Annotated in this window: 18 protein-coding genes; 8 read left to right on the top strand and 10 right to left on the bottom strand. The window is 62.7% G+C overall.

All coding sequences use genetic code 11. The annotated features are described in order from the left end of the window. Positions 1 to 16 precede the first annotated feature (16 nt). Complete coding sequence (locus HU144_RS14540) at positions 17 to 307, top strand: YrhK family protein (protein ID WP_235351918.1); 291 nt, start codon at positions 17 to 19, stop codon at positions 305 to 307. Between the two features lie 20 nt (positions 308 to 327). Here HU144_RS14540 and HU144_RS14545 read toward each other — a convergent pair whose 3' ends face one another. From HU144_RS14545 to HU144_RS14565, 5 genes are read right to left on the bottom strand one after another with little or no spacing between them, the layout of a single operon-like run. Next, entirely contained in the window at positions 328 to 1,854 is a 1,527-nt protein-coding gene (locus HU144_RS14545; RefSeq protein WP_235351919.1) for an ABC transporter ATP-binding protein, read from the bottom strand. Then, on the bottom strand, positions 1,847 to 2,662 hold the full coding sequence (locus HU144_RS14550; RefSeq protein ID WP_235351920.1) for an energy-coupling factor transporter transmembrane component T family protein: 816 nt from the start codon (positions 2,660 to 2,662) through the stop codon (positions 1,847 to 1,849). The genes HU144_RS14545 and HU144_RS14550 overlap by 8 nt, the downstream gene beginning before the upstream one ends. Then, positions 2,663 to 3,559 carry a histidine kinase gene (locus tag HU144_RS14555; protein ID WP_235351921.1) on the bottom strand — a complete coding sequence of 299 codons (897 nt, stop codon included), beginning with the start codon at positions 3,557 to 3,559 and terminating at the stop codon, positions 2,663 to 2,665. Next, complete coding sequence (locus tag HU144_RS14560; protein ID WP_235351922.1) at positions 3,486 to 4,703, bottom strand: nucleoside hydrolase; 1,218 nt, start codon at positions 4,701 to 4,703, stop codon at positions 3,486 to 3,488. Before HU144_RS14560 ends, HU144_RS14555 begins: the two co-directional genes overlap by 74 nt. Before the next feature lie 36 nt (positions 4,704 to 4,739). Further along, complete coding sequence (locus HU144_RS14565; protein WP_235351923.1) at positions 4,740 to 5,198, bottom strand: DUF2695 domain-containing protein; 459 nt, start codon at positions 5,196 to 5,198, stop codon at positions 4,740 to 4,742. A 120-nt stretch (positions 5,199 to 5,318) separates the two neighbouring features. On the opposite strand from HU144_RS14565, the gene HU144_RS14570 reads away from it, so the two are divergent. Next, positions 5,319 to 6,206 (top strand): carbohydrate kinase family protein, encoded by an 888-nt coding sequence (locus HU144_RS14570; protein ID WP_235351924.1) that lies wholly within the window; start codon positions 5,319 to 5,321, stop codon positions 6,204 to 6,206. Here HU144_RS14570 and HU144_RS14575 read toward each other — a convergent pair. The 3 genes from HU144_RS14575 to HU144_RS14585 form a co-directional block, all read right to left on the bottom strand. Continuing rightward, positions 6,135 to 6,620, bottom strand: a complete 486-nt coding sequence (locus tag HU144_RS14575; protein ID WP_235351925.1) for an SRPBCC domain-containing protein — start codon at positions 6,618 to 6,620, stop codon at positions 6,135 to 6,137. The genes HU144_RS14570 and HU144_RS14575 overlap by 72 nt on opposite strands. Positions 6,621 to 6,636: 16 nt before the next feature. Continuing rightward, positions 6,637 to 7,005 carry a VOC family protein gene (locus tag HU144_RS14580; protein WP_235351926.1) on the bottom strand — a complete coding sequence of 123 codons (369 nt, stop codon included), beginning with the start codon at positions 7,003 to 7,005 and terminating at the stop codon, positions 6,637 to 6,639. A 76-nt stretch (positions 7,006 to 7,081) separates the two neighbouring features. Further along, the gene (locus tag HU144_RS14585; protein WP_235351927.1) at positions 7,082 to 7,471 is read right to left on the bottom strand and encodes a DoxX family protein; all 390 of its coding nucleotides are present in this window, start codon (positions 7,469 to 7,471) and stop codon (positions 7,082 to 7,084) included. A 92-nt stretch (positions 7,472 to 7,563) separates the two neighbouring features. Here HU144_RS14585 and HU144_RS14590 point away from each other — a divergent pair, with 92 nt between their 5' ends. After that, positions 7,564 to 8,436, top strand: coding sequence for a sigma-70 family RNA polymerase sigma factor (locus HU144_RS14590; protein WP_235351928.1), 873 nt, complete (start codon positions 7,564 to 7,566; stop codon positions 8,434 to 8,436). Positions 8,437 to 8,470: 34 nt separating this feature from the next. Here HU144_RS14590 and HU144_RS14595 read toward each other — a convergent pair whose 3' ends face one another. Beyond that, complete coding sequence (locus HU144_RS14595) at positions 8,471 to 8,992, bottom strand: winged helix-turn-helix transcriptional regulator (protein WP_235351929.1); 522 nt, start codon at positions 8,990 to 8,992, stop codon at positions 8,471 to 8,473. Between the two features lie 54 nt (positions 8,993 to 9,046). Here HU144_RS14595 and HU144_RS14600 point away from each other — a divergent pair, with 54 nt between their 5' ends. Then, positions 9,047 to 9,691 (top strand): dihydrofolate reductase family protein, encoded by a 645-nt coding sequence (locus tag HU144_RS14600; RefSeq protein WP_235351930.1) that lies wholly within the window; start codon positions 9,047 to 9,049, stop codon positions 9,689 to 9,691. Positions 9,692 to 9,778: 87 nt separating this feature from the next. Here the strand turns inward: HU144_RS14600 and HU144_RS14605 are convergent, their stop codons facing one another. Next, positions 9,779 to 10,465 (bottom strand): SDR family oxidoreductase, encoded by a 687-nt coding sequence (locus HU144_RS14605; protein ID WP_235351931.1) that lies wholly within the window; start codon positions 10,463 to 10,465, stop codon positions 9,779 to 9,781. A 92-nt stretch (positions 10,466 to 10,557) separates the two neighbouring features. On the opposite strand from HU144_RS14605, the gene HU144_RS14610 reads away from it, so the two are divergent. The 4 genes from HU144_RS14610 (at position 10,558) to HU144_RS14625 (ending at position 12,806) form a co-directional block, all read left to right on the top strand. Further along, positions 10,558 to 11,136, top strand: a complete 579-nt coding sequence (locus tag HU144_RS14610; RefSeq protein ID WP_235351932.1) for a hypothetical protein — start codon at positions 10,558 to 10,560, stop codon at positions 11,134 to 11,136. A 69-nt stretch (positions 11,137 to 11,205) separates the two neighbouring features. Beyond that, positions 11,206 to 11,784 carry a 1-acyl-sn-glycerol-3-phosphate acyltransferase gene (locus tag HU144_RS14615; protein WP_204233889.1) on the top strand — a complete coding sequence of 193 codons (579 nt, stop codon included), beginning with the start codon at positions 11,206 to 11,208 and terminating at the stop codon, positions 11,782 to 11,784. Next, positions 11,777 to 12,217, top strand: coding sequence for an alternative ribosome rescue aminoacyl-tRNA hydrolase ArfB (arfB, locus tag HU144_RS14620; protein WP_235351933.1), 441 nt, complete (start codon positions 11,777 to 11,779; stop codon positions 12,215 to 12,217). The genes HU144_RS14615 and arfB overlap by 8 nt, the downstream gene beginning before the upstream one ends. Positions 12,218 to 12,302: 85 nt before the next feature. Continuing rightward, entirely contained in the window at positions 12,303 to 12,806 is a 504-nt protein-coding gene (locus HU144_RS14625) for a mycothiol transferase (RefSeq protein ID WP_235351934.1), read from the top strand. The last annotated feature ends 91 nt before the right edge of the window (positions 12,807 to 12,897 follow it).

The raw sequence follows: 12,897 nt of genomic DNA on the forward strand, positions 1-12,897 counted from the left end.
AGTCCAGGAGGACGATATGACCGATGACGACCACAACCTGACGATCCGCATCGGACATGACGAACTCGTCATCCGGCAGCGCTATCAGGTGCTGAGCATCGTCAACGATGTTCTCATCGGCAGCTGGTTCCTCATCGGCAGTTTCATGTTCTTCTCCGAGGCGTGGGTGTTCACGGGAACCTGCCTCTTCGTCCTCGGCAGCGTTGAGATGCTCATCCGGCCAGTCATCCGCTTGATCAGGCATGTGCATCTGCAGAAGATCCACGGGCCACAAGCCCCGACCACGGATGCCACGTACGACTTCTGAGCGGATCACCTGAAGCGGCCTCAACCGGCCGCTCCCCTGCACTGCTCGTCCTGATTCACCCGCCCCTCGTCCAGAAGCAGGATGCGATCGCCTGTCGTTGCGGCCCAGTGGCGGTCATGGGTGGTGGCCAGGACGGATCCACCACGGCGGCGGAAATCCTTGGTGAACATGTTCAGTCTGTCGATGGCCTTGCGGTCTCTGCCCAGAGTCGGTTCGTCGAGGAGGAGAATCCGAGGGCTCAAGATGAGCGCCGAGGCCATCACCAGATCCTTGCGGAGGTCGATGCTCAGATCATAGGGATGAGTCTCGCTGAAAGAATCCAACCCAGTCCTCGCCAACGCCGAGGTGACCGCCTCCTGTCGGCGAGTGCGGATCGTTGCCCTGTCGCGGCGTCTGTGCGCGGGTAGCGGCACTGCGTGCATGAGCTCTTCGCGCACGGTCGCAGCGGAAAGCTGACTGCCCGGGTCCTGTCCCACCCAGCCGAGGTGCTGTGCTCGTTCATGGGCAGGAGCCTCGCCGAGGCTGATCGGAGGTCCGTTGCCATCGACGGTGATCGTGCCCGATGTTCTGGCCCCGGCTCCGAGTAGACCAACGAGACTGTGCAAGAGGGTGGACTTCCCTGCACCGTTGGATCCCATGATCGACACGATCTCACCTGATGCGAGATCGAGATCGATGTCGGTCAGAACGGAGACCCCAGCGCGGGCGACGCTCAGCCCGCGCACCGACAGTGCGACAGAAGCCGGGGCCGACTCTCCGGCAGCTTCAGAGCGGTCCGTCCAGCGTGACTCAAATGACTGATATGGCTCACAGGACTGGTGTGGCTCACGTGGCTCTCCTTGCCCACGTGGTCGAGTGTCCCAGATCCCTTGTCGTTCAAGTTCGCTGGCTGAGGGGCGGATGCCGGTCCTGATCAGTCGACCGGATTCCAGGATGCTCACCTGGTCACAGGCTTCGGCCACCTCGTCGAATTGATGTGCGGTAATGAGGACCGCACCTCCAGCGTCGCAGAAGGCCCGAAGCGCTGCGCCGAGGCGCCGCCGAGTCTCCGGGTCCAGGGACAGCGAGGGCTGGTCGAGGACCAGCAATGATGGATTCCCGGTGAGCAGTCCCGCCAGTGCGACGAGTTGGCGCTGACCACCGGAGAGAGTGTCGAGGCGTCGCCGCCACAGTTCGTCGATGCCCAGTGAGTCAAGGGCCTGGTGTGCGCGCCTCTCGACCGCTGAGACCTCGTCCCCGTGCAGCCGCCCGGACAGCTGAACCTCATCGGCGACGAGGCTCGTCATTCCACTCAGCTGCGCCTCGGGGTCATCGCCGAGCATCACCGCAGTCCCCGCGACGCGGATGTGCCCGACGCTGGTTCCACGTTCGGACAACAACCCTGTGATCAGCCGACCCAGGGTGGACGTACCCGCGCCCACCTCGCCGAGGATCGCATGCATCTGCCCGGGGGCCAGGCGGAGGTCGATGTCGGTCAGTGTCGCGACCGCACCGTTGCGGTAGGTGAAGCCGGCGCCGGTGAGTTCGAGAAGCATGGTCTCAGCCACCCCAGATCATCTGGTCGGCAGTGGGCAGAGGCAGGACATCGGCCACGGAGCACACGACGAGGACGCAGGTGAGGAGGGGAACGCCTCGGCGCAGCAACCATTGGCTCGGGCCGTCGTGGTGATCCTGCAATGACGTCACCTGCGTTGATTCTCCGAGACCGCGTTGTTCGAGCACCTCGTGACGCTGTTCGACCTCGATGAGGATGGAGGTGAACAGGCCGGTGACGATGCTCGGCAGCAGCCGGGTGCGGATCACCCAACTGCTCATGTCCCAACCGCGACTGGCACGGGCCTCGATCATCTGCTGAGTGCGGGTGCGCATGAGTGGGATGAGGCCGATCGCCGAAGCGCAGATATAGGCCACCGAGGAGGGCAGCCGCAAGGCCTGCAGCCCGTCATACAGGCGAGCCGAGTCGACTCCGAGTCCGAAGAATGCGCACAGGGACACGAGCGCACTGACCCGCAGCCAGATCTGAGCGGCGATCGCCAGTCCTTCGACGGTGAGCTGGGCGGGACCGTATTGCCACAGCACGGTCACCTCGGCACCGGGGTAGAAGAGTCCCTGCACGACGCTGAGGACGATCAGCGTCGGCAGGCACAGCACGCCGACGCCGATCGCCCAGGTGCGCAGCCTCACTGCGGGTGAGATTACCGCGGCGATGAGCGTGGCGGAGATGATGGCAATGGGCACGACCGGGGACGGGATGCCGAAGACGAGCAGCAGAGAGCATACGAGGATGATGATCTCGGTGGCTGGATGCCAACGGTGTGTGGCCTGCTGCTCCCGGTCGAGAACAGTCGAGGTCATTCAGCCGACCTGCGCCGGCGTGCGCGAATTGTCCGAATTGCGGGAACTGCGCGAAAGACTGTGGTCGGTGAACGGATACCTGTCGAGAATTCGCCGTGGCAGGGTGCGCACGACCACATAGGCCAGGGCGAAGATGAGTGCCTTGTCGATGATGTCGGAGAACAGGCTCTGCGCCAATGTCGCGTTGAGCATCTCGAGGCCAGCTGCCTGCAGGACGGCGACGACGCCGCCGGTGCCCGAGCCCAGACCGCCGCCGAAGACGTAGGCAGCCACAGGAGCGCCGAGTGCTCCGGCAGGGATTCCTGCAAGAGCGCCGATGATGACGGCGAACCAGGGAGTGCGGAAGGCACCGAGCCGTGCCGCCCACCCTGCGGCTGCACCGATGAAGGCCGCCCCGGAGCTGAAGGCGATGACGCTGGGGCTCAGGGTGACTCCCCAGATGAGGTTGGAGATGATGCCGGTGAACGCTCCGGCTGCAGGACCGGCGAGGACGCCGATCATCACGGTCCCGATCGAGTCGAGGTAGAGCGGGATGGGGGTGACATTGCCGACGACATGGCCGATGACGATATTGGCGGCGATGGCGACGGGGATGAGCGCGAGGATGCTGCGCGGGATGAGCGGCAGTGTGCCGGCGGCGAGGAGGACTCCCCCGAGCAGGTATCCGAGCATGACCCACAGGGTCGTATGTCCCAAGTTCGTGCCGAGGTTGGCCGGTTGCGTCAGGAGGACCGCGATATATGTGCCGAGGATGACGATGGTGCCGAGGAAGGTCAGTGCGAGAGGAAGCGCGTGGCTCTGGTGACTCTTAGTGCCGTGACTCTCAGTGCTCTGGTTTTGTGCGGGACCGACGGTGTGTGCCGGCCCCTGCCCAGACTGTCTTGGTTTCGTGGTCATGATGGGGTCCTTTGCTCAGTGTCTCGCCGAGGTGGTCGAGGAAGGTCTGCGCGTCGATCGTGCGGATGATCTCGGCATTGACGCCCTTCCCCCACCGTCCCAGCCAATCGGCGACGGTTTCGCCACGTGTGAGTTTACCGGTGAGTTCGACGTCGACGGGCGCACAGATCGTCGTGGCCCACGGCAGTGTGCCTCGAGTTCCGTTCGCAATGGGTTCGTCGCTGCCCGCCGAGGTGGTTGTGATCTCGTCGCTGCGTGCCCATTCGAGGGCGCAGGCGAGGACGAAGGGGTCATGGATGTGGGCGATGTAGCCCAGACCGTCCCATTCGTGGAACTCGAAGTAGAAGCGGAGGGCTTCGGCCATCTGGGCCAGCCAGTTGCCCCATCTCTCACCAGCACCAGACGATTCCCCCGTCTCGTCCTGCGGCTCCAGTGCCGCGTCGAGGATCGTTCTCAACCGTGCGGGAGTCATCTCAAGAGCCTCGGTGGCTTCGATCGGGGCGATCACCGGCAGAGCCCGAAGAGCGCCCTCGCGGTGAGCGTGGTCGAAGGCGGCGATGACGCTCGCTGTCGACTCGGGGTCGAAGGTGACGTTCCATTCGGTGGTCGGATGGGTGTTGCCGCGATAGTTGAAGGCACCGCCCATGATGAAGAGTCGTCTCATCAGGTTGGGCAGTTCGGGTTCGATGGCAATGGCCAGGGCAAGGTTCGTCGACGGTCCGATGACAACGCCGATGAGCTGCCCGGGGTGAGACCGTGCGGCTTCGACCCAGGCCTGAGCGGCACTGATGGTGCTGGCCGGTGTCGCCGGTTGTGGAAGCCGCGCATATCCGGCACCGGTGGGTCCGTGGGTGAGGTCGGCGTACTCGGGCTCGGCAATAGGCGACATCGCAGAGTATCCATCGGTGCCTTCGGTCGGCCAAGCTGAGGGGAACTCGCTTCCCGGGTGAATGGGTATCTCCGTCCGTCCGGCAAGTTCAAGCCAGCCTTGAGCGTTGGCGCACACCTGGGCGGTGGACACGTTGCCGCCTGAGGCTGCGATGCCGATGATGTCGACATCGTCTTGGCACAGCAGATATCCGAGGGCGATGGCGTCGTCGATTCCGGGATCACAGTCGAGGAACAGCGGCAGGCGTAGAGGCATGTGTCCTATTCTGCCGGAATCCAATCGCCCTGCTTCTCACCACCGACTCATTCGCACCCAGTTCGGGCAGGGCTGCGTCGAGCCTCGACGCACGAACTGGCAGCACAGGTAGAAGATCTTCGCGGGTGGCTCGTTGATGCCGAATTCCTCACGCAGGTCGACCGGCTCTTGGGATTCGAACCCTGTGCCGATGGCTTCCCCGAATGAGGCCCCGGTGATCCACGGTCGTGATGCGAACGTGTATGCGTTGTTGAATACCTCGCAGTCGCAGCAGCAGGCGCCCATGCTTCCCAAGCGTTCCATCAGCGCTGTGGCCCGAGGAGCTGTTCGGTCCCGAAATGTCAGGGCGAAGCGATGTGTTCCGTCGCAACCGAATTCTCCGAGCTGGCGAAAGACGTAGCAGACCAAGCATTCGCCTGCCCTCGGCGTGAGGATGCGAGCTGAGGCTGCATCGACGATCGTTCTGACTTCTGATTCCATGGTGTCTTTGTCCATGCGTCAACGATTCCAGACGGCACTGACATGAACTGATGGCAAAGTCGACCTCTGCACTATATGTGTCCTATTCCTGCTGATGAGGGACCCGAACGGTCGTGTGCGCATAGACTCGAGCCCATGAGCATTCTTGTCATCGGTGAGGCTCTCATCGACATCGTCAGCTCGGCCGGATCACCGGATCGGTATGCTCCGGGCGGGGCGCCGGCGAATGTCGCTCTCGGCCTGGGGCGCCTCGGTGCCGATGCCGAGCTGCTCACCGATGTCGGAGATGACTTTCACGGTGGGTTCCTTCTGGCTCACCTGCGGGAGTCGCACGTCCGTGTGCATGCACGCCCGACCGGCTCGACCTCGACGGCACGAGCGCTGCTGTCAGCGGACGGCTCTGCCGAATACGAGTTCTCACTGCGCTGGGACCCCGATGCATCGCTGGTCGACAGCGGCGACTGGGCGGCAATCCATGTCGGTTCGATCGCAGCATTCCTCTCCCCCGGTGCCGCCGCCGTCGATTCTCTTCTCCAGCGCAGACGAGACTCCTCGGCATTACTGAGCTTCGACCCCAACATCCGGCCTTCCATCGTCGGGGACCGAGAACAGGCACTGGCTCGGTTCGAGTCTCTCGCCTCACGGGTTGATGTCGTCAAGCTCAGCGATGTCGACGCGGATTGGCTCTATCCCGGTCAGAGTGCCGATGCCCAGATCGGTCGGATCCTTCACCTCGGGGCCAAACTGGTCGCACTCACCTGCGGATCGGAGGACTCGATCCTCTCGACCGCCTCGGCGAGGGTGAGGGTTCCGGCAGAAGCAGTGAAGGTGAGGGACACGATCGGTGCCGGAGATACCTTCATGGCCTCCCTTGTGCACGACCTGCAGGGCGCCCGTCCACGACTCCAGGACATGAACGAAGATGCGCTCACACACCTCGGCGAGAATGCCTCACGTCGGGCGGCGATCACCGTCAGCCGTGCTGGAGCGGACCTGCCCTGGGCCGGCGGCGAAGGTGCCTAGCTGCTCGAGGGCGATTCGGTGACCATTTCGACTGCCCTCGATCATGCCGGTTCCGACGAACGACACAACCTGGTCGACGATCGTCACCGACGTCCCCGCGGGGACGTCGGTGAAGGACCAAGTGATCAGTCCCGTGGCAAGGAGTTCGCCCCCGCGCCACACTGTGTCGGTGTGGACGGCGAATGTCTCCTCTTCGACGCGGACGTAGTCGATGGCCGCATTGAACTCGAGCACTTCGGGGATCCCACACCGATATCGAGCGCTGCCGCCCGTACGGAAGTCGTCGTAGTCATAGATGAGGCCATCACCATCGGGCACGCTCCACTCCTGCCTGGCTTCGGTGTCGGCGAAAGCCTCCCAGACGTCCCCGCGGGGACGTGCGATCTCCGTGCTCAGTCGACTGGTGTCGGTCATGGGGTTCATTGCAGACTCACTCACCGGAGAACACGATTCGATTGCCGTCGGGGTCAGCGATCTGCAGTATCCGCTGACCACCGCCCGGCTGCAGCCCGCCATGGTCGATGCCGGCGGCGGACAGTCGATCGGCAAGTGCATCGAGGTCCGACTCTCCGATGACCGCGGTCGAGTAGCCGGCGCGCTTCGGCTCGGTCCAGACCTGGAGTCCGAACTCGCTTCCGAAATGCCATTCGAGCAGTCCCGGCATCGGCGCGACATCAGGGTCTCGCTCGAAGACCGTCGAGTACCAGCCGTGCGCCTGGTCCTGATCATTGACGGTGATGCTGGCCATCAGTCCGGTGAACATGATCGCTCCTGTGAGATCGATGAGTGGGTTCAACATCCACAGCAATTGCATTCTGCAATCACTTACTCCATAGAAGCACACAGCCGCGGTGCTGACAAGGTCCTCTTCGCACTCACGTGCCAAATGGCGCCAGTGAGAACCGGCCCCAGGCGAGGAATGCAAAAGCCAGCAGATAGACCGTGTCGCCGACCATCAGGCCCCATTCGCTGCGCCGGAATCTCGTCGTTGCCGCCCCTGCCATCACCAGCATCAGACCACATGCGGCCAGTGGAGACAGAACGGGGAAGATGCCGACAAGTGGAGGCAGGACGAGGCCGATCACGCCGATGATCTTGATCGTTCCAATCGCCTTGACGTGCCTCGATCCGAAGTCATCGACCCAGTGCTGGCTGCGGGCCAGCGAACGGTAGCGTTCCTTGGTCAGAATGATCTGAGCGGCGCCGCCGATTCCGAATGCGACCGCCAGCATGCCGGCAAGAATCCACAGTACGATATTCATCATCACGTTCCTTCGTGTTCGTATGTGCCCGTTCGGGCCTTCACCCTGATGACGCAGCGCGGCGCAGAAAGGTAACAGCCATCGAGGAATCTCTTTTGGCCTCGGACTTCGAATTCCATCGACCGCGGCTCACCGCACTCGCAGCGAAGGTGCTCGAATCGGGCACCGACGCAGAGGATGCCGTGCAGGAGGCGTGGATCCGACTGAACAGACAGGACCCTGAGGACGTCGACAACCTCGGCGGCTGGCTCACCCGGGTCGTCGGACGCATCTGTCTCGATGTCCTGCGCCGTCGCAGGAGTCGCGGTGAATCGTCTCTTGATGCCTGGATATCCGAAGCCGTCATCACCGACGACGAGGACGACCCGGAAGACTCCGCAGTCCGGTCGGACTCACTTGGCCCCGCGATGATGATTGTGCTCGATTCACTGCAGCCAGAAGAGCGTTTCGCCTTCGTCCTTCACGACCTGTTCGCAGTTCCGTTCGTCGAGATCTCCACGATCATCGGTCGATCAAGCGCGGCCGCGAAGATGGCGGCCAGCCGTGCTCGTCGCAAGATCAAAGATGTCCCCGCCCCCAGCGGCGACCTGACAAAGAGGCGCGCAGCCGTCGATGCATTCCTTATCGCTGCACGAGACGGTGACTTCGACGCCCTGCTGCATGTTCTCGATCCGAGCGTCACCTGGCATCGCTGCACGGCGCATGGCCACACAGTTCAGCTGGGGGCAAACGACGTGCTGGCTGCAGTCAGACGTGGGGATCCGGAGAGGATCGAGGCTCGTCGGGTCGGCGTCAACGGTGAACCCGGCATCCTCGTATCGACGGCGAGCGGCCGCACATTGGGACTCATGGCATGCACAGTCTCTGACGGCAAGCTGATCGAGATCGTCTCGATCATCGCTCACAGGGAGTTGGATCACCTAGCGCTGCCCCCTCGCGGCACACCTCCCGGCTCCCACCTCAGATGACGCTGCGGGCAGTCTCACCGAATCGACTCCCTCATCACGTCTCTCCGAGAGCAGCCTCGTACTCGGCCTGCAGACGCTCCGAGGCCCGTGGCCGAGGAGATTCAGGACGCGCAACGCCGAGGTGGGCCTCCCGCAGTTCGTCCATGAGATCGTCGACCAGCTCGGGCGACTCAGCGAGAATTCGGGCTCTCACTGTCAGCTCGTGAGAGGTCGGACGATGGTTCATTCCCCAGGCGCCGAGGGCGACCATGACCGGCACCACTTGGATTCCCGCCTCGGTGAGGGAATAGGCGGCCTTTTGGCCGCGCACCGTGTCGGCCCGGGTCAGCAATCCCTCGTCGACCAGCTTCTTCAGGCGACTGGCGAGCATATTCGAGGCGATTGACTCGTCGTTGAGGGTAAGGAGCTCGCGGAAATGGCGGCGATTGCCGAACACGATGTCGCGGAGCACGATGAGACTCCAGGAATCACCGAGGACTTCGACGGCCGCGTTGATCGCGCAGCCCGAGCGCGGTTCGCTTCGCAATTCATCCTCCCAAGTGGTTGCAATCGGCAATCACTACATTCTACGCTTGACTCACTCATCGCTGACTATCACATCGGAGTGATCATGGTTCGAGTACGCGTACACAGTCAATTCGTCTCACTGGACGGCTACTCCGCCGGCGACTATGTGACGTTCGACGAGCCGATCGGCGGTGCCCAAGCACTTTTCGGCTGGTTCGACGGACAGGGAATCGAAGGGATCGGCGGCGTCGATGGGCCCGTCACACTTGATCGCGCGCTGTTCGCAATGTGGGGACAGGGCATCGGCGCCGAGATTATGGGTCGGAGGAAGTTCGGGCCGCAGGAGGGACCATGGCGCGATGATGGTTGGCGCGGCTGGTGGGGCGAGGAACCGCCCTTCAAGACCCCGTGCTTCGTCCTCACCCACCATCCGAAGGAGGCGATGGCGTTTCCCAACGGGACGAGCTTCCATTTCGTCGATGACACTCCCGAGGCGGTACTGGAGCAGGCGATCAACGCCGCGAACGGCCTCGACGTGCGCATCGGCGGTGGTCCGTCGACCATTCGCCAGTTCCTCGCCGCTGACCTCATCGACTTCATGGCCGTGGCGATCGTTCCGATCACGTTGGGCACGGGTGTTTCGCTGTGGGATGGCATCAGCGGCATCGAGGACCGCTTCACGATCGAGACGATCGGCTCGTCGAGTGGTCTGACCCACCAACTCTGGAACAGGAAAGATCGAGGGTGAAGACGTCGTAAGCACGCCAATGGGGAGACCGAACGCTCAGTTCGATCTCCCCATCTGTGTGACGCGAAATACGTGTGTCGCGACGTCTTACTTCACAGCCTCGGCGATCGGAGTGTCACCGTCATAGAAGTTCACGGTCTCTCGCTTCGCGGCATCGTTGGCGATGACATGGGTCATCACATCGGCGACGAGTTCACGTGAGGTCACTCGCGTGTCACTGTCCGGGGTCGTGCCATCGACGTCACCGGCGCCATCGGCCAGCAGCACGCTGCCCGTCGACGGCTCCGAGGTCAGACCGCCGGGCCCGAGGATCGTGTAATTCAGGGAGCTTGCACGCAGGTGCTCATCTGCTCCGTGCTTCGCTTCAACGTAAGGGTAGAACGAGCTCTCCGGGTCGACCCGGTCGAGGTCGACGCCCGCACTGGCATAGGACACGATGACGTAGCGATCGACTCCTGCTTGTGCGCTGGCGTCGATGGAGCGTTTCGCTGCCTCAAGATCCACAGCGCGGGTCCGGTCAGGATTGCCGCCACCGGCACCTGCCGAGAAGACCACGGCCTTTGCTCCGGTGAAGAGCTCCGCGAGCTTGCCGGTGTCGGCCGATTCGATGTCGAGAACGACGGCGTTCGCGCCTGCAGCCTCCACCTCGGCGGTCTGATCCGGATTGCGGATGACGGAATCCACCGAGTATCCGGCTTCCTTCAGCTTCGGTGCGGCCATGAGGGCGATCTTTCCGTGGCCTCCGAGAATGACTACGCGGTCTGCATCAGACATGTGCTTCTCCTTTGTCGGTGTGCTGGTGGCGCTGACACTGGGCACAGCCCCAAATGACTGCGATTTATTCCACAACGGGTATTCTCATTGCCATGTCGAGGCCCCCGAATACCGCTGCTGCTCTGCATGCGATGGATCGTGGGCGAAGTGTCGTCGTGGGAACATCTTCCCGAAGACTCGTCATCATTCTGTGCATAGCGCTCGCAACCGGTGCAGTGCTCGTCGGTCTCGCGTTCCTCATCGTAACGAGCAGTCTTGATCAGAATGTCAGTTGGATGCTCTTCGCATTCAATCCGCGAATGTGGGCGATCGCCATCGGCCTCATCGGCTGCATCGTCGTGGCTCCGATCGTCGTTGCCGTTCGCCTCCGCCGGGCAGATGCGCTCGTGGTCTCAGGTGCCGGTCTCATAGAGTCCCACCGCGGGGTGGTTCTGCCGGCGACGTTTGTGTCGTGGAATGAGATCGAACGGATCTCCCTCGACACGGCCACCCCGAGACCAGGACCCAAATACGTCGTCTACTACCTGACTCGAGGCTCCGTCCAGCGACGTGGCCGCACAGGTCCCTTCGCCCGACGAATCATGCTCCGCACCGGCTTTGAGCTTTCACACCGGCAGCTGTTCGAACTCCTCTCCGGCGCGCACACACGCTATGCGAAGCAGATCCGATGATGCTGACTCTTTCAGGCACAGTCGGTCTGCCTTCGCCTCCGGCGAACAAAGTCCTCTAACGTAGAGGGCATGCTTCGACGCCTTGCTGCCCGCGCCTTCTGGACATTCAGCCGCTGGAAGCTGGTCACCCAGCCCGCCCCGAACCGACCCACTGTACTCATCGGTGCCCCTCACACATCCAATTGGGACTTCGTCCTCATGCTCTCGATCGCCTGGACTCAGCGAATCGAGGTGCACTGGCTGGGCAAGCACAGCCTCTTCAAGGGGTGGCGCAATCCGATCATGCGCGGGCTCGGCGGAATTCCCGTCGACCGTTCAGATCCCAGCCGCATTGTCGCCGAGGTGATCGAACGTGTCCACGCTGGTGAAGTCTTCGGCCTGGTCGTCACCCCTGATGGAACCCGCGGTGGCCACACCCACTGGAAGTCAGGTTTCTACCGAATCGCCCAGAAGACCGGCATGCCGGTCACACTCGGCTACGTCGATCGGACCACGATGACCACCGGGCTCGGACCCACGATCGACATCACCGGTGACATCTCTGCCGACATGGATCGAGTCCGCGCCTTCTACGCCGATAAGTCAGGCATTCGGCCCGAAAAACAGGTCGTGCCGCGGCTGCGAGAGGAGACTGAACTCGATGGATGACCTGCGTGTACCCGCCGGTCCTGGGATTCTTCAGGGTCTCGTGGTGCCATCGAGTGAACTGGCGGAGCAGTTCTCACGGTCGTCAGGTCCCGGTGGACAGCATGTCAACACCTCAGATTCCCGGGTGCAGCTGAGCGTGGACTTGGGGTCGACGACCGTGCTGAGCGAGTCGCAGCGCAATCGTGTGCTTCAGCGACTTGCGGCGCGGCTTTCGGGCACTGTGCTCACGGTCAGTTCCGAACAGCAGCGCTCTCAGCTGCGCAACCGCAACGTCGCACGAGAACGGCTGGCCGAATTGCTGCGCGAAGCGCTCGCCCCACCTGTGGAACGTCGGGCGACGAAGCCATCGAGGAACTCCCGCCGTCGACGCGTCCGAGCAGAGCTCCTGCGCTCCGAGATCAAACGCAATCGCAGACGACCGAGGCTCGACTGAGGTGCGCGCCTGAACCTGGCGCGTGCAGACGACAGAACCTCATTGCCGCATGACATGGATGGCAATGAAGAGCACAATGGGGCATATGAACAGCATTGAGATTCTCACCGATGTGGCTCAGCGCCCTGTCGACGCAGCCAAGCGCCTGCCGGCCCTCACTGCCGAACAGCTCAACTCCCACCCCGGCGACCATCCCAATTCGATTGCATGGCTACTCTGGCACAGCGGACGCGAGGTCGATGTCCAGCTCTCTGACCTCACCGGTGACGAGCAGGTGTGGGGGCAGTTCCGTGAACGCTTCGGGTTGGGAGAATCCGGTGATGCAGTCGGTCTCGGGCACACGCCGGAGCAGGCGGCTGAGATCAAAGTCGATGATCAGCAGCTGCTCGTCGACTATGTGGAAGCCACGCTCAGCGCGCTGGGTCGCTACGTCAGCGAACTCTCGGAGACCGATCTCGATGACGTGATCGACGAGAATTGGACTCCCCCGGTCACCCGCGGAGTACGACTGACTTCGATCGTCGACGATGCCGCCGTTCACGTCGGTCAGGCCGCCTTCGCTGCAGGAGCTCTCAACCAGTCACACTGACTCATTCACACTGACTACTGAGGAAGTTCAAACGAAACTCTGACGTTGGTATACTGGCGCACAGCACCGACTGAACTTCAATCCGTCTGCG

It is taken from the genome of Brevibacterium sp. UCMA 11752, assembly GCF_021532235.1.
Taxonomy (GTDB): domain Bacteria; phylum Actinomycetota; class Actinomycetes; order Actinomycetales; family Brevibacteriaceae; genus Brevibacterium; species Brevibacterium antiquum.